Raw genomic sequence first — 23,704 nt, forward strand, 5'->3', positions numbered from 1 at the left:
ACCATGACTGTCATCGACGCCGTGCGCGGCGATCTTGCCGAGGTCCGTGCGGAGGTGGACGCGACGCTCGACCGCTTCCTGACCGAGAAGGCGCGCACCGCGCCGGACCCGTGCTTGCTGCCGCTGGTGGACGTGCTGCGCGCGTTCATCGCCGGCGGCAAGCGCTTGCGGCCGCAGTTCTGCCACTGCGGTTTCCTCGCCGCGGGCGGTTCACCCGACGATCGCGCGGTGGTGTGGACCGGCGCCGCACTGGAGATGCTGCACACCTTCGCGCTGGTGCACGACGACATCATGGACCGCTCCGCGCTGCGCCGTGGCCGACCGACGGTGCACCGGTTGCTGGCCGACCGGTTCGAGGGCCGAGGTGACGACGACGGGCGGGCGGCCGAGCGGTTCGGCGTGAACCTGGCGATCCTCGTGGGCGATCTGTGCTTCGCGTGGTCGGACGAACTGCTGGACCGGGCGGGCGTGGACGAGGCGCGGTGGCACGAGGTGCGAGCGCTGGTGCACACCATGCACACCGAGCTGATCGCCGGGCAGTACCTCGACCTGGGCGGCGACTCGCGGTCCAAGGCCGACCCGCTGCGGTCGGCGTGGCGGGTGATCCGGCTCAAGACCGCCCGGTACTCGGTGGAACTGCCGTTGCGCATCGGCGCCGTGCTGGCCGGCGGGGACGCGGCGCTGATGCGGGCGTGCAGCTCCTACGGCCGGCCGGTCGGCGAGGCGTTCCAGCTCCGCGACGACCTGCTGGGCGTGTTCGGCGACCCGCGGGTGACCGGCAAACCCGACCTGGACGACCTGCGCGGCGGCAAGGCGACCGTGCTGATGGCGTTGGCGTGGCAGCAGGCCACGCCCGGCCAGCGGGACGTGATCTCGGCCCTGCACGGCGAACCGGACCTGGACGAGGACCAGGCCGCGCTGCTGCGGGAGGTGGTGCGCGCGACCGGCGCGGCCGAACGGGTGGAGCGGCTGATCGCGATCCGCGCCGACCGGGCGTTGAACGCGTTGCGCGCGGCGTCGATGAACCCCGCCGCGAAGCCGCCGCTGGCGGAGCTGGTCACCTGCGCGACCCGCCGCGCCAGGTGACCGGCATGTCCACACCCGACTTCACGTTGCGCGCGGTCGACCTGCACAAGGCGTTCGGCGCGCGCCAGGTGCTCTCACCACCCGGGCGGACGGTTCGCTGTACGGGCCGGCGTGCCTGTTCACCGCCGGTTTCACGGGCGCCACGCCGTTCGCGCCGATGGTGGGCGCCGTCTGCTCACCTCAGGTCGACTCCGGCGGTGGAGCGCCCACCGAAGCCACCCCTACTGAGTCGGCCATGCGTGTCCAGTAGGTCGTGGGGCCCGCCCCGGTAGTACCGGCAGGGGCGGCGCTAGTTCCCCTGTCCGGACACGGAAACCTGCATCATCACCTGGGTGTCGTGGCCGGACAGCTTGGTCTCCTCCAACGCGAGTGTGCGGCCGTCCGTGCCCCGGACCGCGCGCCGGATCACGAGCATCAGGCCTTCGGTCATGTCGAGGGTGGCGGCGTCGGCGGGGGAGGGGACGCGGGCGCGCAGGAAGTCGTGACAGCGCAGTTCCTGGCCGCCGTCGCGCAGCACCTTGTACAGCTGCTCGGGCGTGACGAACGGCTCGTCCTCCAGCGCCGGGAACGCCATCACGGTGGCGATCGGCAGGTAGAGGCGGTGGGCCTGGCGGCGTCCTTCGGCGTCGGCCAACAGCCGGTCGTGCACGAACAGCGGCGAGTGCTCCTCGACGCCCAGCGCCAGCGCCAACTCGGCCGACGCGGTGCCGCGGTAGGTGGTCGGCCGCTCGATCGGGTCCCAACCGCGGGTGGCGACGTCCACCCAGTTGCCGTCGGGGTCGGCGGCGAGGAACCGCGTGTGCGTGTGCCGGGGTCGTTCGTCCACCGCCCGCACGAACGACCCCTTGCCCTGGTAGGAGACCACGAGACCTTCCTGCCGCAACTGGCCGATCGCCTCCCGCGCGGTGCCGCGTGAGACGTCGAACCGCTGCGCGATGCGGGCCTCGCTGGGCAACGGCCCGGCCGCCCGCAACCCGCCGCTCACGATCTCCGCCCGCAACGCCTCCGCCACCCGTGCCGCCTTGCTCATGCCGCCCCCGGTCGACTAGTTGTTCGACAACATGTTCAGACAAGTCGTCGGACATGTCAAGGCATTCCTGCACCGCCGCCGCGACCTGGCGGAGTTGATCGCGGTCGACCCGGCCACCGGCATCACCGCCGACCACCTGGCCGCCGTGGAGACCGCGTTCTCCCGGTAGCCGGTGAGGTCCGTTCCCGGTTTCGGCCGGTCCGGTGACGACCCCTGGTGAACATTTCTACCACGTGGTAGAAATCTTGGGAGCGCTTCCAAGTGGTGTCCCGGCCGGTGTTCCCGCCGCGGGCATCGCACGCACTGCCGCCGACGTCAGGAGCTGGGGATGGGCAAGACTTCCGTGCAGCTGTACTCGGTCCGCGACGTGTTCGCCGCCGATCCCACCGACACCCTGCGGCGGCTGGCCGCGATCGGTTTCACCCGCGTCGAGCCCTACGGGGTCGTCGAGAACGCGGACGTCCTGCGCACCGCGCTGCCCGAACACGGTCTCACCGCGCCGACCGCGCACGCGCAGCTCATCGGGGCCGACCAGCACGCCGTGTTCGCCGCCGCGGCCGACTGCGGCGTCGAAGTCGTCATCGATCCCTTTGTGGCACCCGAGAAGTGGCGTGATCCGGCGGACATCGCCGCCACCGCGTCCGCGCTGAACGCCGCCGCCGCAGTCGCCGCCGAACACGGGGTCCGCGTCGGCTACCACAACCACTGGTGGGAGTTGGCGTCCCGGATCGACGGCCGCAGCGCGTTCGAGGTGCTGGCCGACCAGCTCGACCCCGGCGTCGTGTTGGAGGTTGACACCTACTGGGCGACGGTCGGCGGCGAGGACGCGCCCGCGTTGCTGCGCCGCCTCGGCGATCGGGTGCACGCGATCCACGTCAAGGACGGCGGTCTCGCGCAGGACGGGTCGGGCCAGGTGCCGGCCGGGCAGGGCCGGGTGCCGGTGGCCGAGGTGCTGGCCGCCGCGCCGGACGCGTTGCACGTGGTCGAGTTCGACGCCTACGACGGTGACGTGTTCGACGGGATCGCGGCCAGCCACGCGTTCCTGGCCGGGGTCGGGGCATGAGCGCTCCGGTCGGCGTCGGCGTCATCGGCGCGGGCGTCATCAGCGACACGTACCTGAGCAACCTGACCGGTTTCCCGGACGTGCGGGTGCTGGCCGTGGCCGATCTCGACCCGGCGCGGGCGGCGGCACAGGCCGCCCGGCACGGCGTGCCGCGCGCGTGCGGCGTCGCGGAACTGCTGGCCGATCCGGACATCGAGGTGGTGGTCAACCTGACCATCCCGGCCGCGCACGTCGAGGTCGGCCTCGCGGCGATCGAGGCGGGCAAGCACGTGTGGCTGGAGAAACCGCTCGGGCTGGACCGGCAGTCCGCCCGCGCCCTGCTCGACCGCGCCGCCGAACGGGGACTGCGGGTGGCGTGCGCGCCCGACACCGTGCTGGGCGCCGGGTGGCAGACCGCGCGCCGCGCCGTCGACGCGGGCCGGATCGGGGAACCGCGCACCGCGCTCGCCCTGTTCCAGACACCGGGCCCGGAGAGCTGGCACCCCGCGCCGGAGTTCCTCTTCCAGGCCGGTGGCGGGCCGCTGCTGGACATGGGGCCGTACTACCTGACCGGGCTGGTGCACCTGCTCGGCCCGATCCGCCGCGTCACCGCCACCGGGAGCCGGGCGCGGGACATGAGGGTGATCGGGTCCGGTCCGCGCGCGGGCGTCGAGTTCGCGGTGACCGTGCCGACCACGGTGACGGCGCTGGTCGAATTCGCGCGCGGCGGGTCGGCGCAGGTGGTGTTGAGCTTCGACTCGGCGTTGCCGCGCACGGGTTTCGTGGAGGTGGCGGGCACGCTCGGCACCGCCGTGCTGCCCGACCCGAACGGGTTCGACGGCGACACCGCGCTGCACCTGTTCGACGGCGCGGAAACGCTTGCGGCGGAAGGGCATTCGGCGTCACGGGGGACCGGCGTGCTGGAGCTGGCCCGGTCGATCCGGGCCGGTGATCCGGAACGGGCGTCCGGCGCACTCGCCTACCACGTGCTCGACGCGATGCTGGCCATGGAGGACTCCATCGCCCTCGGGCACTCGGTGGACGTCACCAGCACGGTCGAGCCGCCGCCCGCACTGCCGGTCGACTGGAACCCGCACGCGTCTAGTCGAGCGGGACGGTGAGCAGGTTCCGGAGGTAGAACCGCAGCGAGCCGACGAGATCCACCTCGTCCGGTGTGGTCAGCCACTGGACCTGCAAGCCGTCCATCAGTGCGATGAACGTCAGCGCCGCGGTCGCCGGGTCGACGTCCGGGCGCAGCTCGCCGCTGTCCGCGAGAGCCCGGAACGAGTCCACCACGCCTTCGCGCGCTCCCCGGTAGTGGCGGACGAAGTAGTCGTGCGCGGGGTGGTCGACGGCGACGGCCTCGGCGGCCAGGCGCGAGTAGAGCTCGACGATGCCGGGGTGGCGGACGTTGTGCTCGGCCAGCGCGAGGAAGTGGCGCAGGACGTCGAGACCGGGCGGGGCTTCCAGCTGCTCGCGCTCGGCGTCCTCCGCGTCCCGGCGTTCCAGCACTGCGGCGAGCAGCGCTTCCTTGGTCGGGAAGTAGTACAGCAGCCCGGCGTGCGTGATCCCGGCGCGCTTGGCGATCTCGCGCAGCGACGAGCCGTGGTACCCGGCCTCACCGTAGACCGCGACCGCCGCCGTGATGATGTCCTCGCGGCGGATTCGGCCTTTCAGGTAACCGCCCGTCACGGGCCGGCCGTCGTCTCGCACACGCCGACATCATGCCGCACCTCGCCGTCCACATCCCGGCAGCTACCCGATCGCGGCCCGCAACTGCTCGGCGGGGTAAGGCGCGGTGCGCCGTTCGGTGTGCAGTCGGGCGTAGAACTCGTTGACCACGCGCGCGATCGGCGCGTGCCGCCACACGAAAGTGTTCGCCTCGGCGGGCAAGCCGCTCATCCCGCCACGGCGCAGGAATTCCGCCAACGCCAGGTGTTCCCTCACTCCGAGTGCCGAGCCGGCCAACCAGTTCACCACCTTGGTGACGGCGTAACACGCGTCGTGCCCGGCGGTGAGCGCCAGGAATTCGACCTCCTCACCGGACAACTCGAACGCGGACGACGTGGCGAGCCCGAAGTCCGTGCAGTAGAGCCGCCGCCCGTCGGTGAGGACGTTGCCGAAGTGCCCGTCGAAGTGCGCCCACCCGTTGTCCCACAAGAACTCCACGCTGTCCGCGTAGTCCGCCATCACGCCCCAGGCGTCCGAGACCTCCCGCCCCGTCACCCACTGCCGTGCCGTGCCCGGGAAGTGCTCGCAGAACAACACCACCGCCGCCGACGCGTCGGCCAGCGCCTCCAACCGCCGCCGCACGGCCGTCGACCCGTGCCAGAACTCGACCGACGACGCGATCTCCGCCCGGTCGAGCGGCACCGGCGACACCCCGTCCACCACCCGCCAGTGGTACAGCAGCGGGAAACCCTCGTGCCGCCGGTCGAGCACCCACTCGGTGGTGGCCAGGTGCGCGGCCAGTTCACGCCACACCCCGAACCCGGCCGAACCGACACCGAACTGGTAGTGCGCGGGCAGGGCGAACAGATTCGCGGTGGAACCCTCGTTGCGCCGCTCGATCGCGGTCAACGGCACGCGCTTGGCGAACACCGGCCGTCCGGCGATCTCCAATCGCACGGCCGTGCCACCGAACCCGGTGTGCACCACCGGCGCCGCGTCGAGCAGCTGCCGGAGTCGCCGGTCGTCCAGCGCCGCCAACGCGGCCGACACGTCGCGATACCCGGCGACCCGCGCCTCGAAGTCCACGCCACCGACGCTACCCGGCGACCGGCCACCGATCGCTGTGATGATGTTCGCCGACCGCGATCCCGCCCGTCACGACGCCGGGGTCCACGTCCTGAGCCGACCGCCCGTCAGTTCGGCGAACCTCCCGGTGCGCGGGTTGTGCGCGATCGGCGTGAAACCCGCGACCACTCCGGTCCGCGCGCCGTCCTCCGGGTCCCAGATCTCCAGGCCTGTCACCGTGACGACGTAGAGCAGCCCGTCGTGTCCCCACATCCGCCCGGCCGGGCCGGCGAACGCCCCGACCCGCCGTCCGTCGACGACGTCGTACACCTCGACCCCCGCCACCGCGGGCTGGTCGTACCGCCCGATCGGCTGGATCGCCGCGATGTGCTCGTCCACCCACGCCATCGGATGGTCCCACGAATCCCGGACGGACAGACCCCGGCCGTGCTCGGTCGCGTACACGTCACCGCCCAGCCAGGCCGCCACGTCGTGCACGACCGGCATACCGGACGGGCTCCAGACCCACCCGTCGTCCAGCAGCCAACGCCCCGACGGCCCGGTGAGCAGCGCGCCGTGGAAGTAGTCCAGGTAGTGCTCGGGCTTGGGACCGTCACCGGACCACGACGTCTCCCGTTCGGTGAGCAGCCGACCGGAGGCGAGGTCGAACGCGTCGAGGCGGTTCCAGTCCGTCGCCGTGACGACGACCGTGCCGGCGCCGGATTCGAGGAACGCCACCGGGTAGGACGCGTGGCGGTAGCGGTAGTCACCCCGGTCCAGTGACCGCACCGGCGCGCCCGTGACGAGGTCCAGCACGACGCCGTACCGGCCGAAGTCGGTCACCACCGCCGCGTACCGCCCGTCCGGTGAGGTGTGCAGCGCGGGGCGCGGCGGATCGGCGGGCAGGCGGTCCGGAGGTTCCACGGCGAGCGACACGGGCGCGACGAACCGCGACCCCGCCTGATCGATTTCGACCAGACCAGCCTCGGTGAGCACCAGCCAACCGCCGGGCAACGCCGCCACGCACCGGCCGTTCACCGGCTCGACCGCGCAGTCCGCCGTCGTCCACATGCCGTGCGGCTCGGTGTCGCGGTGCCGGATCTCGGGCTGGCCGAACCAGCCCAACAGGTCGCTGTAGTCGTCCACCCGGTCCGCGCACCCCACGCACACGACGATCAGGTGCGACCGCGGGTCGTCGTCCTTGGAACACTCACCGCACAGCAGGTCGTACGCCAAGCCGACCCCGGTGAACCACCCGTAGTGGTCCGGGGGCCTCTCGACCACGAGGTGCGCACAGCCCCGGGCCTCGGCGGCGTTCGCGGCATGCCCGCACGGCAGCACATCCACCCGCCCATTGTGGACCACTGGCGGTCAGGCGGTCGGCCGCACCACTTTCGTCCGTTCGTGCAAGGCTTTTGTCGATTCTCAGCGAAAGTATTGCCAACTTAGGTCGAATCTGAACAGAATGCGTCCGCTCGACCATGTGAGCTGGACCACAGACGCCTACCACCCGCGAAGCCCCCGACCGCACCACCTTCCGCCGTCCAGGCAAGGACTGTCCCGATGATCGAGGAGTCGCCATGCCGTCCCGCCGCACGTTCCTGAGCACCACTCTCGCCGCCGGCGCGGCCGTCGCCCTGCCCGCCACCGCGTCGGCGGCCGACCGCCTGTGCCGTCGGGTGCCGAAGGAGTCGATCAGCATCCAGCTGTACACGTTGCGGAGCATCATGGGCGACGACCCGGAGCCCGTGCTGTCGGCGTTGGCCGACATCGGTTACCGCAAGGTCGAACTGGCCGGCACGTACGGCCGCGGTGCCGCCGAATTCGCCGCCGTGCTGCGGCGTTGCGGGTTGCGGGCGACCTCCGGCCACGTCGGCATCGACGGTGATCTCGACCGGGTGATCGCCGACGCACGCACACTCGGCCACAAATACGTCGTGGTGCCGTGGGTGAACTACGCGACGTTGGCCGAGTGGCGGGCTTTCACCATGCGGCTGGAGGCGGCGGGGGAGGAACTGCGCCGCGCGGGCCTGAGCCTCGGCTACCACAACCACGCGCACGAGTTCGTTCCGGTGGAAGGCATTCGGCCGTTCGACGTGATCACGGCGGGGACGACGCGACGCAACGTGCACTTGGAGGTGGACCTGTACTGGGCCGTGACGGGTGGTGTCGACCCGGTGGAGGTGTACCGAGCCCACTTCCCGCGTGTGCGGCAGTTCCACGTGAAGGACCGTGCGGCCGACGGGTCGTTCGCCGATCCGGGGACCGGGACGATCGACTTCGCCCGCATCTTCCGTGCGGCGAACGTGGCCGAGTACATCGTCGAGAACGACCAACCGCGTGACGCTCTCGCAACGGCCCGGATCGGCTACGACTACTTGGTAGACCTCCGTTTCTGACCAGGACCGCGAGGTCACCCCCGGGGCGGATACGGGCTGTCCGGCGCGCTCTCCGTGCGCCCGGAGCAGCACGCGCTCTAGTCGTCTTCTTTGTTCTCGCCACGGCGGCGCATGAACGCGAATCCGGGGATGCCCAGGATCGCCTGTCGGACGTCGTTGGTGACCTCCAGCAGCTGGTGGATGTCCGGCCCCACGCGGTCCAGCGTGGCCAGGATCGGCAGCACGTCGTCGATCAGGTGCTTGGTCAGCACCGGGAGCTGGTCCACCAGCTGCACGGCGGCGTCCACCTCGTGCGGCGACAGGTCGTCCACGAACCGTTCCGCCAACGGGTGGGCCTTCCGCGCGATCGGCGCGTAGCTGTCCAGCAGCTCGCGTGACGTGCGGGCGGTGTGGCCGACGTCGATCGTCACGCCCTCGGCCACCGCGGTGACCGCCTTGGCCCGGCCGACCAGCGCCTCGGTCTCGTCCAGCACCCGGCCGGTGCGGGTGACGAGCTCGTCGGCGCGGCGGACGACGGCCTCGGCCGCGCCCAGCAGGTCGAGCACCCGGCCGGGCACGGACACGGCGGTCTCGACGGTGGTCCTGGCCAGACCGAACAGGGCGCGCGGGGTCAGCTCCATGCCGTCCACTCTGCCGCATGGAGACGTCCCCGGCCTCAGGGAGATCCCTGACGGAGTGGTCCTTGTCCGAGTCGTCCAGACCAATTGCAGTGGCCTGCGCCACCGCCTTGACCTTCCCGCCGACCGCGGGAGTCGGAGGAGGCACGCATGTCCAGAGCGCTCCGAGCCCTGGTCGGAGCGGTGCTCGCCGGTGGGCTGCTGATGGCTTCGCCGGTCGCGCACGCCCAGGTCGAATCCGGACCGTGGACCTACGCCAGCCCCGGCGTCAGCTTCTACGACAAGTTCGGCGCCTACCGCACGAACAGCGGTCAAGGCCCGGCCACGGTCGTGTGGAGCGGCATCCGGTTCTGGCGCAAGTGAGGCGTCTCGTCCCGCTGTCGGTGCTGCTCCTGGTTGCCTGCGGCCAGGAGCAGCACCAACGGCTCACCGCCACGTTGACCTCGCCGACCGACGTCTCCCTGGTGTGGCAGGCGGAGCCGGGGGCGGCGGGGCAGGTCGTCGAGTACGCCAACGAACCCGACGGCGCCTACACGGTCCTGGAGTTCGCGCCGCCCGACCGGACCACCTACGAGCACCCGGACCTGATCCCGCAGACGCCGTTCTACTACCGGGTGCGGTCGTTCCACGGGCCCGCTTCGGCGACCGCGGACGTCACGTTGTCGCCCGGCGACGAGGCTTAGGACAGCGCCAGGTCGACGGCCGTCTCCACGTGGAGGCGGGTGGAGTCGATCAGCGGCACGGTGCTGTCGGACTCGTCGACCAGCAACGTGATCTCCGTGCAGCCCAGGATCACCGCCTCCGCGCCGCGCTCCACCAGGCGTGCCATCACGTCCCGGTACGCGGCGCGGGAGGCGGGCTGCACCCGGTTCTTCGTCAGCTCCTGGTAGATCACGTCGTGCACGAGCGTGCGGTCCGGCTCGTCCGGGACGACCAGCTCGATGCCGTGTTCGCGCATCCGGTCCCGGTAGAAGTCCTGCTCCATGGTGAACCGGGTGCCCAACAAGCCGACCTTGCGGTAGTCGGTCGACTTCTGCGCGGTGGCGTCCACGATGTGCACGAACGGCACCTTGATGGCGTCCGTGATCGCGTCGGCCACCTTGTGCATGGTGTTGGTGCACAAGAGCACCAGCTCGGCGCCCGCGCCCTCCAGCTTGCGCGCGGCCTCGGCCAGCAGCTCGCCCGACCGTTCCCACTGCCCGGTCCGCTGCAACTGTTCGATCTCGGCGAAGTCCACCGTCAGCAGCAGGCTGGGCGCGCAGTGGTGACCGCCGAGCCGGCGCCGCGTCTCCTCGTTGAGCAGCCGGTAGTACTCGGCGGACGATTCCCAGCTCATCCCGCCGAGCAACCCGATGGTTCGCATGACCACGATTGTGTCGTGCGCCGATCCGCGCGTCACGACGTTTGTACCGCCTCCGCGAACTGGGTGCGGTACAGCTCTTCGTAACGCCCGCCGGCGGCGAGCAGGTCGGTGTGGGTGCCGCGTTCCACCACCCGACCGTCCTCGACCACCAGGATCAGGTCGGCCGCCCGGATCGTCGACAGCCGGTGCGCGATGACCACGGCCGTCCGCCCGGCCAGCGCCTCACCCAGCGCGGCCTGCACCGCGGCCTCCGACGTGGAGTCGAGGTGCGCGGTGGCCTCGTCCAGGATCACCACGCGCGGCTTGGCCAGCAGCAGCCGGGCGATCGTCAACCGCTGCCGCTCACCACCGGACAGCCGGTAGCCGCGCTCACCGACCACGGTGTCCAGCCCGTCCGGCAGCGACTCGACCAGATCGGCCAGCCGTGCCCGGCCCAGCACCTCCCACAGGTCCTCCTCGGTCGCCGACGGCTGCGCGAGCAGCAGGTTCGACCGGATCGACTCGTGGAACAGGTGGCCGTCCTGCGTCACCATGCCCAACACGCCGCGGATCGAGTCCGCCGACACCTCCCGAACATCGACACCGGACAGACGCACGGCGCCCGAGTCCACGTCGTACAGCCGGGGCACCAGCGAGGCGATGGTGGACTTGCCCGCGCCCGACGATCCGACCAACGCCACCACCTGGCCCGGTTCGGCCCGGAACGAGATGTCGTGCAGCACCTCCACCCCACCGCGGCTGTCCAGCACCGCGACCTCTTCCAACGACGCCAGGGACACCTTGTCCGCGGACGGGTAGGCGAACCGGACGTTCTCGAACTCCACCGACACCGGCCCGTCCGGCACCGACACCGCACCGGGCTTCTCGGTGATCAACGGCTTCAGGTCGAGCACCTCGAAGACCCGCTCGAAGCTCACCAGCGCGCTCATCACCTCGACCCGAGCGCTGGCCAGCGCCGTGAGCGGGGCGTACAGCCTGGTCAGCAGCAACGCCAGCGCCACCACCGAACCCGGGTCCAGCTCGCCGCGCAGCGCGTAGAACCCGCCCAGCCCGTACACCAACGCCAACGCCAGCGCCGAGACCAGCGTCAGCGCGGTGAGGAACACGGTCTGCACCATCGCTCCACGCACCCCGATGTCCCGCACCCGCCGCGCCCGCTTCGCGAACTCCGACGACTCGTGCGCGGGCCGGCCGAACAGCTTCACCAGCGTCGCGCCCGGCGCCGAGAACCGCTCGGTCATCTGCGTGCTCATCGTCGCGTTGTGGTTCGCCATTTCGCGTTCCAGCCGCGCCAGCCGGGACCCCATCCGCCGCGCCGGCACCACGAACACCGGCAGCAACACCAGCGCCAGCAGCGTGATCTGCCAGGACAGGCCGATCATCACCACCAGCGTCAGCACCAGCGTGACCAGGTTGCCCACCACGCTGGACAGCGTGTCGCTGAACGCCCGCTGCGCGCCGATCACGTCGTTGTTGAGCCGGCTCACCAGCGCCCCGGTGCGGGTGCGGGTGAAGAACGCGATGGGCATCCGCTGCACGTGGTCGAAGACCGTGGTCCGCAGGTCCAGGATCAGGTCCTCGCCGATCCTCGCCGACAACCACCGCGTCATCAGGCCCAACGCCGCCTCCACGATCGCGATGCCCGCGATCACGCCCGCGAGCCCGAGCACCACGTCGGACGTCGAGCCGTTGACGATCGCGTCCACGATCCGGCCCGCGAGGACCGGCGTCGCCACCGCCAGCACCGCCACGACCACGCTCAACGCGAGGTACTGGGCGAGCCGCACCCGGTGCGGGCGGGCGAACACCCAGATGCGGCGGAGGACGGCGACGGAGAACGGCCGCTTGTCGTCCTGTGCGTTCGACGCGTGGTACAGCGCCATCCAGGCGGTGGTTTCCATGTCCATGCCTGGAACGTACGACCTGTAGTCAGCTGGAGGTCAAGCTTCGGGGCAGCTAGTCCTTCAGCGACACCGTGTTCGAGATCTTCTGCAGATCGCCGAACAACCTCATCGCGCCCGGGATGCGCGGCACGACGCGCAGGGTGAAATCGCGCATGCGGATGAACATCCGCGACTTCGGCATCATGCTGTCGACTCCGCCCAGCGCGAACTTCTGGCACCGCGCCACGTACTCGCGCATCTGCTCCTCATAACGTCTGAACGCGGTGTGGTGGTCGGGCGCGGTGGCCAACTCGTCCGCGAGGACGTACGCGCCGACCAACGCCATGCTCGTGCCGTTGCCCGCCATCGGCGACACGCAGAACGCCGCGCTGGCTGGCTCCGGCGATGTCGATGACCAGGCCGCAACTGCTGCCCAGCGCGGTTGCGCACACCGAGTGGGTGCTGAGCGCACTCGACGGGAAGGGGCTGAGTCTGGAGGAGAGGATGCACGCCGCGGTGACGGTGTTCGGCTTCGTGCGAGGTGTCGCGGTCAACATCGAGCCCGAAGTCGAGCAGCGGCGGCACACCGGGATCACCGGTGACGAGTGGGTGGACCAGCAGGCGCCGGCCCTGCTGGACATCGCCGCCAGCCGCAGGTTCCCGATCTTCAGCCAGGCGGCGGGCACCGAACTGGACATGGGGCTGGACACGCTCTTCGAATTCGGCCTGGCCCGGATGCTCGACGGGATCGGGGAATGGATCAGTGGTCGTTCGACGTTGACGGAAAGGAGAACCGGCATGTGAGCACTTGGGGAGGCACGAGGTGGCGCTGGACCCGGAGGATCTGTTCGAGGTCGACTCCGACGTCCCGGACCTGACCGGAGCGGTGCTGTTGCACCACTTCGACGGCTTCATGGACGCCGGCGCGGCGGGATCGCTGCTGGTCGCGCACCTGCTGGAGGTGCACGAGCACCGCGTGATCGCCCGGTTCGACATCGACGACCTGATCGACTACCGCGCCCGGCGGCCGACGATGACCTACGCCACCGACCGGTGGGAGGACTACGACGCGCCCGAGCTGGTGGTCCACCTGCTGCACGACGCGGTGGGCGCCCCGTTCCTGCTGATGACCGGCCCGGAGCCGGATCGCCGGTGGGAGGCGGTGGCCGCGGCGGTGCAGTCGCTGGTCGAGCGGTGGGAGCTGCGGCTCGCCATCAGTTTCCACGGCATCCCGATGGGCGTGCCGCACACCCGGAAGCTGTCGGTGATCTCGCACGCGACCAGGCCCGAGCTGATCATGGAGGGCTCGCCGTTCAGTCGGGTGCAGGTGCCGGGCAACCTGTCGGCGCTGCTGGAGCTGCGGCTCGGGCAGGCCGGTCACGACGCCATGGGTCTGGCCGCGTACGTGCCGCACTACCTCGCGCAGGGCAGCTATCCGGCGGCCGCGATGGGTCTGCTCCAGGCGTTGACGAAGTCGACGGGCCTGGTCGTCCAGGCCGCCGCGCTGAGCGAGGCCGCCCGTCAGACGGACGCGGAGATCGCCCGTCAGGTGGCGGAGTCGTCGGAGGTCGCGCAGGTGGTCGAGGCGCTGGAGCGGCAGTACGACGCGTTCGCCGAGTCCTCGGAGAACCTGCTGGTGGCCGAGGACCAGCCGTTGCCCAGCGCGGACGAGATCGGCGCGGAGTTCGAGCGCTTCCTGGCCGAGCAGCAACGCGACCACTGAACCACGGGTGCGCGGGGCGTGGATGATGGGGATGTGTCCGATTCCGCATCATCCGCACCGGCATCGCCGGCCGAGGTCCGCGCGCGTATCGACGTGATCGACTCGGAGCTGGTGCGCCTGCGGGCGCAACGGCAGGGTCTGGTGCGGGCCGCCGCGTCGTTCAAGTCGGACGACCGGGCGGTCCGGGCGTCGGACCGGGTCGAGCAGGTGATCGCCTCGGTGCGGGAGCGGGCGCGGGACGCCGGGTTGGAGCCCTCGGTCGCGGAGGCGGTCTGGCGGGCGATGATCGGCGCGTTCATCGAGGTCGAGTTGGCCGAGCACGCGCAGGTCGGGCACGCGCAGGTCGGGCACGCGCAGGTCGGGCGCGCCGGGCTACAGGTACAGCCCGGCCAGTAGGCGGTAGGAGTCGAGCATCGCGCCCCGGTCGTGGGTGCTGGTCGTGACCAGGACCTCGTCGGCGCCGGTGCGGTCGACCAGGGCGTCGAGGGCCTTGGCGACTTCCGGCGGTGTGCCGTGGACGTGGCCCTGCAACGACTGCTCGAACAGCGTGCGTTCACGGTCGGTCATGGGGTGGGCGAGGATGTCGTCCGGCGCGCTGAGCGGCGGGAACTCGCCTCTCGTGCGCGAGTACGCCATCGCCCACGCCTCCGGCAGCAGGAGTCGCCAGGCGTCCTCGGTGGTGTCCGCGACGGCGACGGTCGAGGAGATCACCACGTACGGGTCCGCCGCCCACGTCGAGGGGCGGAACGCGGTCCGGTAGGCGGTGATGGCGTCGATCATGGCGTCCTCGCCGCGGAACGCGCCGATGACCAGCGGGACGCCGTGGGCCGCGGCAACGCGGGCTCCGGCGCCGGTGGCCAGCACGAACGGGGCCACCCGCAGGCCGTCGGCCGGGTAGCCGCGCACCGCCTGGGTGCCGGTGAAGTAGCCCAGCAGTTCGGCGAGCCTCGGGCCGAACTCGGCCGCGTCCTCCTTGTCGTGGCCCAGTGCCTTGCGGACCGCCTCGATGAAGCCGACCGAACGTCCCAGGCCCATGTCGATCCGGCCCGGGAACAGCGATTCCAGTACGCCGAACTGCTCGGCCACGACCAGTGGCTGGTGGTTGGGCAGCATCACGCCACCGGTGCCGACCCTGATCGTGGACGTCGCGGCGGCCACGGCTGCGGCCAGCACGGTCGGGGCGGAGCCGGCCACGCCCGGCACGCCGTGGTGCTCGGACACCCAGAAGCGGTGGTAGCCGAGTTGTTCGGCCTGGCGGGCGAACGCCACCGTGTCGCGCAGTGCCTCGGGGTGGCCGTGGCCGGCGCGCACCCGCGACCGGTCCAGCACGGAAAGCCTCACGACAAGGTCAACGGCGGTCCGGGACGCGACATTCCGGTCCGCGGGTGTCGTAGGTCTCGAACAGGAGGCGGGCGTGAGCATGCGCGTCACGCCTGCCTCGGCGTGTCACGCCGCGATGGTCCACTTCTGGTTGGCTGAAGGTATTGCACGGCTTAATCAAGTCACGACGAAAGCGCGGAGGCTTTACTGTCGGTCGTGCCGGCGAGACCCACCGGCCCGACAAGGAGGTCGACACCCGATGGCCATGCTGCGCAGCTACGTGTCCGGTCGTTGGCACGCCTCATCCGCCGAGGGCGCGCCGCTGCACGACGCGGTGACCGGCGAGGAGATCGCCCGGATCTCGTCGCAGGGGATCGACATGGCGGCGGCCCTGGACCACGGCCGGCGCGTCGGCGGACCGGCGCTGCGGGAGCTGACGTTCCACCAGCGCGCGGGCCTGCTCAAGGCACTGGCCTCGTACCTGCGGGAACACCGCGACGAGCTGTACGCCCTGTCCGCCCGATCGGGTGCGACCAGGACGGACTCGCTGATCGACGTGGACGGCGGCATCGGCGTGCTGTTCGGCTACGCGAGCAAGGCCAAGCGCGAGCTGCCCAACGACACCTTCTACGTGGACGGCGCGGTCGAGCCGCTGAGCCGCGGCGGCACGTTCGTCGGCCAGCACGTCGCCACCCCGCTGCGCGGCGTCGCGGTGCAGATCAACGCCTTCAACTTCCCCATGTGGGGCCCGCTGGAGAAGTTCGCCCCCGCGTTCATCGCGGGCGTGCCGTCGCTGATCAAGCCCGCCTCGCAGACCGCCTACATCACCGAGAAGCTGGTCGAGCTGATGCTCGAAGCCGACCTGCTGCCGGAAGGCTCGCTGCAACTGGTCACCGGCAGCGCGGGCGACCTGCTCGACCACCTGACCGAGCAGGACCTGGTCGGCTTCACCGGCTCGGCGTCCACCGCCCAGGTGCTGCGCACCCACCCGACCGTGATCCGCAACAGCGTGCGCTTCAACGCCGAGGCGGACTCGCTGAACTGCTCGATCCTCGGCCCGGACGCGGTCGAGGGCACGCCCGAGTTCGACCTGTTCGTCAAGCAGCTCGTCGGTGAGATGACCGCCAAGGCGGGCCAGAAGTGCACCGCGATCCGGCGCGCCCTGGTCCCCGCGTCCCTTGTGGACGCCGTCGCGGACGCCGCGAACGCGCGGCTGGCGAAGGTCGTGATCGGCAACCCGGCCAACGAGAGCGTGCGGATGGGCGCGCTGGCCGGGCTGGAGCAGCGCGAGGAGGTCCGGCGGTCGCTGAAGGCGCTGCTGGAGGTCGGCGAGATCGTCTACGGCTCGCCCGACCACGTCGACGTGGTGGACGCCGACGCCGAGCGCGGCGCGTTCCTGTCGCCGGTGCTGCTCAAGGCCGACCCGGACCACGCCCAGCCGCACCAGGTGGAGGCGTTCGGGCCGGTGTCCACGTTGATGGCCTACCGCGACGCCGAGCACGCGATCGAACTGGCCGCACGGGGTGCGGGCAGCCTGGTCGGCTCGGTCGTCACCTACGACGCGGACTTCGCGCGTGACGTCGTGCTGGGCGTGTCCCCGTGGCACGGCCGGATCCTGGTGCTGGACCGCGACGACGCCAAGGAGTCCACCGGCCACGGCTCGCCGCTCCCGGCGCTGGTCCACGGCGGACCGGGTCGCGCGGGCGGCGGCGAGGAGATGGGCGGTATCCGCGGCGTGCTGCACCACATGCAGCGCACGGCCGTCCAGGCCAGTCCGAGGGTGCTCGGCGCGGTCACCGGACGGTGGGTCGCGGGCGCGCCGCGCACCGAGTCCGACGTGCACCCGTTCCGCAAGTCGTTGCGGGAGCTGAGGATCGGCGACACGGTCGTCGCCGGGCCGCGGACGGTGACGCTGGAGGACATCGAGCACTTCGCGGAGTTCACCGGCGACACGTTCTACGCGCACATGGACGAGGAGGCCGCGGCGGCGAACCCGTTCTTCGGCGGCCGGGTCGCGCACGGCTACCTGGTCGTGTCGTTCGCGGCGGGCCTGTTCGTCTCGCCCGAGCCGGGGCCGGTGCTGGCCAACTACGGCCTGGACAACCTGCGGTTCCTCACGCCCACGTTCCCCGGTGACGAGCTGACCGTGACGTTGACCGCGAAGCAGATCACGCCGCGCGAGGACCAGGAGTACGGCGAGGTCCGGTGGGACGCGGACCTGGTCAACCAGAAGGGTGAGTCGGTGGCCAAGTACGACGTGCTGACGCTGGTGGCCAAGCGGTAGAAACGCGAAAGGTATTCACGAAGTCCGCGATGTGGACGTCGGTCGATCTTGTTCCGCCGAATGGGAACAACCGACGCACTCCGTCGGGTTGCCCGAAGGGAAGGACCGTTCCCTATCGAGTTTCGAGGAGCACCAGAGTTGTCTGAGACCTTTTCGCTGGGTGGAGACCTGACCGTCAACCGCCTCGGCTACGGCGCGATGCAGCTCGCCGGTGAGGGCGTCTGGGGCTACCCGGCGGATCGCGACAACGCGATCGCCGTGTTGCGCCGCGTGGTGGAGTTGGGCGTCAACCTCATCGACACCGCGGACTCCTACGGCCCGCACATCAACGAGGAGCTGATCCGGCAGGCGCTGCACCCGTACGCGGACGACCTGGTCATCGCGACCAAGGGCGGGCTGCTGCGCCCCGGCCCGGGCGCGTGGGTTCCCCTCGGCAAGCCCGCCTACCTGCGGCAGGCCGTGGAGACCAGCCTGGTCCGGCTCGGCGTCGAGCGCATCGACCTCTACCAGTTGCACCGCATCGACCCGGAGGTGGCGCTGGAGGACCAGATCGGTGAGCTGAAGAAGCTCCAGGACGAGGGCAAGATCCGGCACATCGGGCTGTCCGAGGTGGACGTCGACCAGCTCAAGGCCGCCCAGGCGGTCGCACCGATCGCCAGCGTGCAGAACCTGTACAACCTGGCCACCCGCCAGCACGAGGCCGTGCTGGAGCACACCACCGAGCAGGGCATCGCGTTCATCCCGTGGTACCCGGTGGCGACCGGCGACCTGGCCCGTCCGGGCGGCGTGCTCGACGCGGCGGCCCAGGAGCACGGCGCCACGCCCGCACAGCTCGCGCTGGCGTGGCTGCTCCGCAAGTCGCCGGTCGTGCTGCCCATCCCCGGCACGTCGTCGATCGCGCACCTGGAGGAGAACGTCGCCGCCGCGCAGATCGAGCTGACCGACGAGGAGTTCGAGAAGCTGTCCGCACTGGGCTGAGCGCCCGCTACGCCGGGTCGAACGCCCGCCGTTCGACCCGGCGTCGCAGCTCCTCGGTCAGGTCGTCACCGGCCGCGAGCAAGCCCGGTAGCAACTCGGGCTCCAGCGTCAGGGCGCGGAACGCGCGCGCCATCGTCACACCGTGGTCCGGCCGGTGCTCGATCGTGATCTCGTCACCCGCCGTGATCGTCCCCGGCTCCAGGACCCGGAAGTACGCGCCCGGCAGCGCCCGTCGGGTGAACGTTTTCACCCACCCGCGTTCCTCCATCACGCCGGCGAACGTCCGGCACGGGACGCGCGGGACCGTCGCCTGAAGCAGCAGCCCGCCGATCCGCCAGCGTTCGCCGACGAGCGCGCCCGACACGTCGATGCCCACCGTGGTCAGGTTCTCCCCGAACAGTCCGGGCCGCAGATCGCGGCCCAGGTCCACCGACCACTCGTCCAGCTCTTCCCGCGCGTAGGCGTAAACGGCCTGGTCGTCACCGCCGTGATTGCGCAGGTCGGAGACGTGGTCGCCGACGACCCCGCTGCCACCGGTGCCGGCCGGACCGGGAGCGCGGACGTCCACGGGCCCGTCCACGGGGCGCTTGCCGATGCCGGTGTGGCCGACGGCGGCCTGGTCGAACTCGACGCGCGAGCCGATGTTGATCGAGAGCACGTAGGGCATGGCCTGACGGTAGCCCAGGCACTTTGGGGGTTCGTACTCCTTGTCGACCGGGGGTGCGGGAGGATGGCGGTGTTCACCGTCCGTAGGGGGAGTCATGCGCAGGTCCGTCGTCGCGTTGGTGCTGGCCGCGGTGGGGCTGGCCGGCTGCGCGGAGCGGACAGCCCTGCCGACAGCGACCCTCGGCCCGGTCTTCGACGACAGCGCGACGCTGATCACCACCGTGGCCGCCCGTGCCGACGAGCAGAGATCCGTCCGGTTCGACACCGAGACCACCATGTCCGGGCTGCGCGTGACGCTCGACGGCGGCCTGCTGCGCGCCCGTGAGGGCCGGCTGGTGTCGTTGCGGCAGGACTCGTCCACCGACGTGGTGGTGCTGCCGGACGCCGGCTACTCCCGGACCGACGGCGGCTCGTGGACCAGGCTCGACACGGCCGACCGCGCGCCCGTTCGGGCGGACACCACGGTGGCCGGCCTGCCGGACGAGGTGGACCCGGCGGCGGTGGTGAAGTCCCTCGCCGGGAGCCTGGTCGTGGAGAAGGGCGACGAGGAGCTCGACGGCGTGCCGACGCGTCGGTACACCATGCTCGTCGACCTGCGGCTGCAAGCCGAACGGACCCCGGACACCACCCGGCGCAACCAACTGCTCGCCGCGTACCAGTCCGGCTTCACCGCGTCCGCCACCGTGTGGGTGGGTCCGGGTGATCTGCCGGTGCGGGTGGAGCAGGTGCTGAAGACGTTGGAGGACAACGTCTTCCAGCGCACCCTGCACCGCTTCACCGACTGGAACGCCGACATCCGCGTGACGGCGCCGGTGTCCTGATCCCCGTCAACAGACCAGCAGGTCAGCAGGTGCGCTTGGCGCGCTGGATGTCCGTGGTCAGGGCGGGGCGGCCGTCCACCTCGCTGTCCGGGTTCGGCACGATCCCACCGGCCGCGACCTTGTCCAGGGTGGCGAGGCCGGCGGCGGAGATGCGGCCGAAGACGGTGTAGTTGGGGCGCAGCACCGAGTCCGAGGTGACCAGGAAGAACTGGCTGCCGTTGGTGTCGGGGCCCGCGTTGGCCATGGCCAGGGTGCCGCGCGGGTAGATGCGGCGCAGGCCGGTCGGGTCGTTCGGGGCCGGGGCCAGGTCGGTCGGCAGCTCGTCCTTGTACCGGTAGCCCGGTCCGCCCTCGCCGGTGTTCGACGGGTCGCCGCACTGGAGGACCTTCAACGTCGGGTACGCCGTCAGCCGGTGGCACGTCGTGTCGTCGTAGAACTTCTTCCGCACCAGGTGCAGGAAGCTCTGGACGGTGCACGGCGCCTGCGCGCGGTCCAGCACGAGCGGGACGGGTCCCTGGTTGGTCTTCAGCAGCACCTCGGGGTGGCCGCGGTCCGGCGTGTGCCGGGGGTCGGGAGGGAGCGGGACCGGGCGGGCCGCCGGTTCGTCCGGCGTAACCTGGTAGCCGCACGGGCCGGGGGTCGCGTCCGGAGGCGCGGCCTGCGCCACCCCGCCGCCCAGGACCATCATCAGCGCCACTGCCAACAGAATCCTCACCGCACCAGGTGTAGCGGACCTGGCACCACGTCACTAGGGCCGGTCGGCGGGTCCCAGTCGCGCGGCGAACGAGCTCAGCGACTCCCGGTCCGGCTGCGCGGTCTTGGTGATCAGGCTGGCCACGTGCTTCTCCACCGTCCGCGGCGAGATGTGCAGCCGGGTGGCGATCGCCTTGTTCCCCAGCCGCCCCGCCAACAGCTGGAACACCTCGAACTCGCGCACGGTCACGCCCAGCGCCCGCAGCTCGTGGGGCACCTGCTCGGACCCGGTCCGCCGCTGCGGCACCGACGCGCCCACCTGCCGCAGCAGGCCCCGGCACGCGCTGGCCACGGCCGGCTGCCCGGCCTGGTGGAAGTACTCCTCGGCGCCGCGCAGCCACATCACCGGCTCGCCCCACCCGTCGGCCACCGCAGCCTCGGCCACCAGCCGCAACCCCAGGTACCGGGCCAACGGGTAGATGGCCGCCGCCTCACGGGCCATGCGCACCGCGTGCGCCGCCTCGGCCTCCCGGCCCTCCCGACCCAGCAGCACGGCGTGCGCGAACTGGCCGAACACCCGGTTCCACCGCATCCCGGCCGCCGCGTACCGCGTCACGGACCGGTACACGTCCAGGTCGACGTCACCGGACAACGCGCCGAGCAGCAACCGCAGCCCGTGCATCCCGGACAGGTGGAACACCGTCGGCGTCTCCGCCTCGTACGCGCTCGCCCGCGCCACGTCCTGCGCGGCCAGCGCGCGGTCCTCCTCCAGCAGCGCGCAGAACGCCCGCGCCAACCCGAAGCACAGCGGCCGTTCCTGCGAACCGACGCCGCCCAACGCGTCGAACTCGGCCAGCGCACTGTCCAGTTCGGACCGACGTCCCTGGTGCGCCGCCGCGGTCGCCTGCGCCATCAGCACGTACAGCGACATGTTCTTGAGCTGCAACCGCCGCGTGCCCTCGCCGCACCGCGCCAGCTTCTCCGACGCGACGGCGTACTGCCCGCGCAGCACCGCGTCCAGCCCGAGGATCGCGTCGACGTTGTACGCCACGGTGATCGCGCCGACCCGCAACGCCTCCTCCCGCGCCTCGGCCAGTTCCGTCGACGACCCGTCGGCCAGCCAGTCCAGCCCGGCCAGCCGCACCACCGCGTACACGCGCTGGATGGGCAAACCGTGCTCCTCGGCCAACTCGCGGGCCCGGTTGAAGCAGTCCGTCGCCTCACCGAGGTCGCGGTCGCGCGCCAGCACGCCCAGCAGTTGCCACGTCTCGCAGCCGACCTCGGGCAGCGGCACGCGCCGCGCCGCGTCGGCGGCCCGCCGGGCCAACATCTCGGCCGACGCGATCCGGTCCGGCCCCGGCACGTTCAGCGTCAGGTTCGCGGCCACGGCGTCGAGCCACGCGTTGTGCTCGTCCGTGGCCTCGGACCCGAGCAGCGCGCGCGCCGTGTCCACGTGCACCATGCCCGCGTCCCACTGGCCCGTGGTGTTGGCCACCTGCGCGAGCTTGGTGTGCAGCTCGGCCCGCCGCACCCGGCTCAACCCGGCGGCGCTCAGCTCGTTCACCGCGTCCACCAGCGCGAACGCCCGCTCCGGCCGGCCCGCCTCGGCCAGCGCGGGCAGCAGCGAGTCCAGCACGTCGGCCCGGATCGACACGTCCACCTGGCTGGCCAGCAACCGGTGCGCGTGGTCCAGCAGCCGCACCGCGGACCCGGCCGCGCCGTCGGCCAACGCCCGCCGCCCCGCCTCCGCCAGCAACGTGCCCGCCTCGGCGGTCTGCCCGGCGTCCAACCGCAGTGACGCCACCAGCGGGCACCACTCGCCGGGCAGCCCGGGGTGCAGCGCCTGCACCGCGTCCGCGGTCCGCCGGCACAGCTCGGCCCGGTGCGGTGGCGGCAGTTGCGCCAGCAGCGCCTCGGCGGTCAACGGGTGCCGGAACGCGTACCAGTCCGGCACCGGCTCGTCCGGCGTCACGAGCTGCGCGGCCACGCCCGCGTGCAGGTGCGACAGCAGGCCCCGGTCGTCCAGCCCGGTCACCTCGCGCAGCACCGACAACGGGAACCGGTGACCCAGCACCGCGGCCACGGACAGCAGTTCGCGCCCCTGCGGGCCGAGCCGGTCGGTGCGGTGCGCGATCGCGCGCACCAGCGCGGTCGGCACGTCGATGCGCAGCTGGCCCAGCACCTGCCAGCCGTTCGGGCCGCGCACCAGCAGACCGCCGTTGACCAGGCCGTGCAGCATCTCCTCGACCACGAACGGGTTGCCCGCGCTGTCCGCCCACAGCCGTTCGGTGACCGCGTCGGGCACGTCGGGCTCGTCGACCTCCAGGCACGCGGCGACCATCCGGCGTACCTGGGCCTCGTCCAGTCGGCGCAGTTCGAGCAGCGCGCCCGCATCCCGTTGCGCGGCAAGGCGGACCACGTCCAGCGTCGGTCCGGGATCGGCGCGGGCGGTGACCAGCAGCGCGGCGGGCACCTGGTCCAGGTTGTCCACCAGGTAGTCGATCACGGCCAGCGTCTCGACGTCCGCGTCGTGCAGGTCCTCCAGCACCACCAGGCACGGCTGCGCGCGGCCGACCACGGCCAGCAGCCGCAGCACCGCCTCGGCCAGCACCACCACGGAGTGCGCGTTGCGCGCGTCGCCGCCGACCGCCGGTCCCCACTCGGGCACCAGCCTGCCCAGCGCCGGCTGGTACGGGCCCAGTTCGCGCAGGTCCGGCCCGTCGCCGCCGCGCAGCAACGACATCAGCGCCTCGGCCAGCGGCCGGAACGGCACCATCGGCCCGATCGTGCTGCCACGCCCGCGCAGCACCCGCATACCGCGGTCGAACGCGGCGGCGGCGGTCACCCGCGCCAGCCGGGTCTTGCCGATGCCCGGCTCGCCGACGAGGAACACCGCGCGGCCACGCCTGGCGGCGGCGTCGGCCAGCGCCCGGTCGAGAACGCGGAGTTCGTCGTCGCGGCCGACCACGACCGGCGCGCGGGTGTGCATGAGCCGACCTTAGTCAACCCTTACCAGCACATGCCAAACTGCCCGCACCCCCAGTGGTGGGCGGGCAGTCCGGC

At 71.6% G+C, this 23,704-nt stretch carries 25 protein-coding genes; 13 read left to right on the top strand and 12 right to left on the bottom strand.

Going from position 1 to position 23,704, the window contains the following annotated elements:
• Window positions 1–3: 3 nt before the first annotated feature.
• Window positions 4–1,086: a polyprenyl synthetase family protein gene (locus ALI22I_RS17010; protein WP_077006475.1), complete on the top strand. Its 1,083-nt coding sequence runs from the start codon at window positions 4–6 to the stop codon at window positions 1,084–1,086.
• 289 nt (window positions 1,087–1,375) lie between these two features.
• Here the strand turns inward: ALI22I_RS17010 and ALI22I_RS17015 are convergent, their stop codons facing one another.
• Complete coding sequence (locus ALI22I_RS17015; RefSeq protein WP_077006476.1) at window positions 1,376–2,116, bottom strand: GntR family transcriptional regulator; 741 nt, start codon at window positions 2,114–2,116, stop codon at window positions 1,376–1,378.
• A 31-nt stretch (window positions 2,117–2,147) separates the two neighbouring features.
• Between ALI22I_RS17015 and ALI22I_RS50905 the strand changes: the two genes are divergently transcribed.
• From ALI22I_RS50905 to ALI22I_RS17025, 3 genes are all read left to right on the top strand, one after another.
• Complete coding sequence (locus ALI22I_RS50905; RefSeq protein ID WP_179118257.1) at window positions 2,148–2,285, top strand: hypothetical protein; 138 nt, start codon at window positions 2,148–2,150, stop codon at window positions 2,283–2,285.
• Window positions 2,286–2,444: 159 nt separating this feature from the next.
• Window positions 2,445–3,179, top strand: coding sequence for a sugar phosphate isomerase/epimerase family protein (locus ALI22I_RS17020; RefSeq protein ID WP_077006477.1), 735 nt, complete (start codon window positions 2,445–2,447; stop codon window positions 3,177–3,179).
• Window positions 3,176–4,279 (top strand): Gfo/Idh/MocA family protein, encoded by a 1,104-nt coding sequence (locus tag ALI22I_RS17025; RefSeq protein ID WP_077006478.1) that lies wholly within the window; start codon window positions 3,176–3,178, stop codon window positions 4,277–4,279. The genes ALI22I_RS17020 and ALI22I_RS17025 overlap by 4 nt, the downstream gene beginning before the upstream one ends.
• Here ALI22I_RS17025 and ALI22I_RS17030 read toward each other — a convergent pair.
• The 3 genes from ALI22I_RS17030 to ALI22I_RS17040 form a co-directional block, all read right to left on the bottom strand.
• Complete coding sequence (locus ALI22I_RS17030) at window positions 4,260–4,871, bottom strand: TetR/AcrR family transcriptional regulator (protein ID WP_238598407.1); 612 nt, start codon at window positions 4,869–4,871, stop codon at window positions 4,260–4,262. The two genes, ALI22I_RS17025 and ALI22I_RS17030, sit on opposite strands and share 20 nt — an antisense overlap.
• 42 nt (window positions 4,872–4,913) lie before the next feature.
• Window positions 4,914–5,915 (bottom strand): hypothetical protein, encoded by a 1,002-nt coding sequence (locus tag ALI22I_RS17035; protein WP_238598408.1) that lies wholly within the window; start codon window positions 5,913–5,915, stop codon window positions 4,914–4,916.
• Window positions 5,916–5,984: 69 nt separating this feature from the next.
• Entirely contained in the window at window positions 5,985–7,241 is a 1,257-nt protein-coding gene (locus ALI22I_RS17040) for a YncE family protein (RefSeq protein WP_143532245.1), read from the bottom strand.
• 233 nt (window positions 7,242–7,474) lie between these two features.
• Here ALI22I_RS17040 and ALI22I_RS17045 point away from each other — a divergent pair, with 233 nt between their 5' ends.
• Window positions 7,475–8,293, top strand: coding sequence for a sugar phosphate isomerase/epimerase family protein (locus ALI22I_RS17045; protein WP_077006481.1), 819 nt, complete (start codon window positions 7,475–7,477; stop codon window positions 8,291–8,293).
• A gap of 77 nt (window positions 8,294–8,370) precedes the next feature.
• Here the strand turns inward: ALI22I_RS17045 and ALI22I_RS17050 are convergent, their stop codons facing one another.
• A complete protein-coding gene (locus ALI22I_RS17050; protein ID WP_077006540.1) occupies window positions 8,371–8,913 on the bottom strand; it encodes a hypothetical protein in 543 nt (180 codons plus the stop codon).
• Window positions 8,914–9,060: 147 nt separating this feature from the next.
• Between ALI22I_RS17050 and ALI22I_RS17055 the strand changes: the two genes are divergently transcribed.
• Window positions 9,061–9,273, top strand: a complete 213-nt coding sequence (locus ALI22I_RS17055; RefSeq protein WP_077006482.1) for a hypothetical protein — start codon at window positions 9,061–9,063, stop codon at window positions 9,271–9,273.
• Window positions 9,270–9,593 (top strand): fibronectin type III domain-containing protein, encoded by a 324-nt coding sequence (locus ALI22I_RS17060; RefSeq protein WP_077006483.1) that lies wholly within the window; start codon window positions 9,270–9,272, stop codon window positions 9,591–9,593. Before ALI22I_RS17055 ends, ALI22I_RS17060 begins: the two co-directional genes overlap by 4 nt.
• Here the strand turns inward: ALI22I_RS17060 and ALI22I_RS17065 are convergent.
• The 3 genes from ALI22I_RS17065 to ALI22I_RS17075 are packed head-to-tail and all read right to left on the bottom strand — an operon-like array spanning window position 9,590 to window position 12,523.
• Window positions 9,590–10,273: an aspartate/glutamate racemase family protein gene (locus tag ALI22I_RS17065; protein WP_077006541.1), complete on the bottom strand. Its 684-nt coding sequence runs from the start codon at window positions 10,271–10,273 to the stop codon at window positions 9,590–9,592. The two genes, ALI22I_RS17060 and ALI22I_RS17065, sit on opposite strands and share 4 nt — an antisense overlap.
• A 32-nt stretch (window positions 10,274–10,305) precedes the next feature.
• Window positions 10,306–12,180: an ABC transporter ATP-binding protein gene (locus ALI22I_RS17070; protein ID WP_077006484.1), complete on the bottom strand. Its 1,875-nt coding sequence runs from the start codon at window positions 12,178–12,180 to the stop codon at window positions 10,306–10,308.
• A 49-nt stretch (window positions 12,181–12,229) separates the two neighbouring features.
• Window positions 12,230–12,523 carry a hypothetical protein gene (locus ALI22I_RS17075; RefSeq protein WP_143532246.1) on the bottom strand — a complete coding sequence of 98 codons (294 nt, stop codon included), beginning with the start codon at window positions 12,521–12,523 and terminating at the stop codon, window positions 12,230–12,232.
• A 26-nt stretch (window positions 12,524–12,549) separates the two neighbouring features.
• Here ALI22I_RS17075 and ALI22I_RS17080 point away from each other — a divergent pair, with 26 nt between their 5' ends.
• The 3 genes from ALI22I_RS17080 to ALI22I_RS17090 are packed head-to-tail and all read left to right on the top strand — an operon-like array spanning window position 12,550 to window position 14,275.
• A complete protein-coding gene (locus ALI22I_RS17080) occupies window positions 12,550–12,960 on the top strand; it encodes a TetR/AcrR family transcriptional regulator C-terminal domain-containing protein (RefSeq protein ID WP_274522975.1) in 411 nt (136 codons plus the stop codon).
• A 19-nt stretch (window positions 12,961–12,979) separates the two neighbouring features.
• Entirely contained in the window at window positions 12,980–13,879 is a 900-nt protein-coding gene (locus tag ALI22I_RS17085; protein WP_077006487.1) for a proteasome assembly chaperone family protein, read from the top strand.
• A 33-nt stretch (window positions 13,880–13,912) separates the two neighbouring features.
• Window positions 13,913–14,275 (top strand): chorismate mutase, encoded by a 363-nt coding sequence (locus ALI22I_RS17090; RefSeq protein ID WP_077006488.1) that lies wholly within the window; start codon window positions 13,913–13,915, stop codon window positions 14,273–14,275.
• On the opposite strand, the gene ALI22I_RS17095 is transcribed toward ALI22I_RS17090, so the two are convergent.
• Entirely contained in the window at window positions 14,252–15,220 is a 969-nt protein-coding gene (locus ALI22I_RS17095) for an LLM class flavin-dependent oxidoreductase (protein ID WP_077006489.1), read from the bottom strand. The two genes, ALI22I_RS17090 and ALI22I_RS17095, sit on opposite strands and share 24 nt — an antisense overlap.
• A 238-nt stretch (window positions 15,221–15,458) precedes the next feature.
• On the opposite strand from ALI22I_RS17095, the gene paaZ reads away from it, so the two are divergent.
• Together paaZ and ALI22I_RS17105 are read left to right on the top strand one after the other, a co-directional pair.
• Window positions 15,459–17,483 (top strand): phenylacetic acid degradation bifunctional protein PaaZ, encoded by a 2,025-nt coding sequence (gene paaZ, locus ALI22I_RS17100; protein ID WP_077006490.1) that lies wholly within the window; start codon window positions 15,459–15,461, stop codon window positions 17,481–17,483.
• A 138-nt stretch (window positions 17,484–17,621) separates the two neighbouring features.
• Window positions 17,622–18,461 carry an aldo/keto reductase gene (locus ALI22I_RS17105; protein ID WP_077006491.1) on the top strand — a complete coding sequence of 280 codons (840 nt, stop codon included), beginning with the start codon at window positions 17,622–17,624 and terminating at the stop codon, window positions 18,459–18,461.
• Between the two features lie 7 nt (window positions 18,462–18,468).
• Here the strand turns inward: ALI22I_RS17105 and ALI22I_RS17110 are convergent, their stop codons facing one another.
• Complete coding sequence (locus ALI22I_RS17110; RefSeq protein ID WP_077006492.1) at window positions 18,469–19,128, bottom strand: MOSC domain-containing protein; 660 nt, start codon at window positions 19,126–19,128, stop codon at window positions 18,469–18,471.
• 94 nt (window positions 19,129–19,222) lie between these two features.
• On the opposite strand from ALI22I_RS17110, the gene ALI22I_RS17115 reads away from it, so the two are divergent.
• Window positions 19,223–19,948, top strand: a complete 726-nt coding sequence (locus ALI22I_RS17115; RefSeq protein WP_077006493.1) for a hypothetical protein — start codon at window positions 19,223–19,225, stop codon at window positions 19,946–19,948.
• A 22-nt stretch (window positions 19,949–19,970) separates the two neighbouring features.
• Here ALI22I_RS17115 and ALI22I_RS17120 read toward each other — a convergent pair whose 3' ends face one another.
• Window positions 19,971–20,636 (bottom strand): peptidylprolyl isomerase, encoded by a 666-nt coding sequence (locus ALI22I_RS17120; RefSeq protein WP_077006542.1) that lies wholly within the window; start codon window positions 20,634–20,636, stop codon window positions 19,971–19,973.
• A gap of 60 nt (window positions 20,637–20,696) precedes the next feature.
• Window positions 20,697–23,630 carry a helix-turn-helix transcriptional regulator gene (locus ALI22I_RS17125; RefSeq protein ID WP_077006494.1) on the bottom strand — a complete coding sequence of 978 codons (2,934 nt, stop codon included), beginning with the start codon at window positions 23,628–23,630 and terminating at the stop codon, window positions 20,697–20,699.
• Window positions 23,631–23,704 lie beyond the last annotated feature (74 nt).

It is taken from the genome of Saccharothrix sp. ALI-22-I, assembly GCF_001984175.1.
In the GTDB taxonomy this organism is placed as follows: Bacteria; Actinomycetota; Actinomycetes; order Mycobacteriales; family Pseudonocardiaceae; genus Actinosynnema.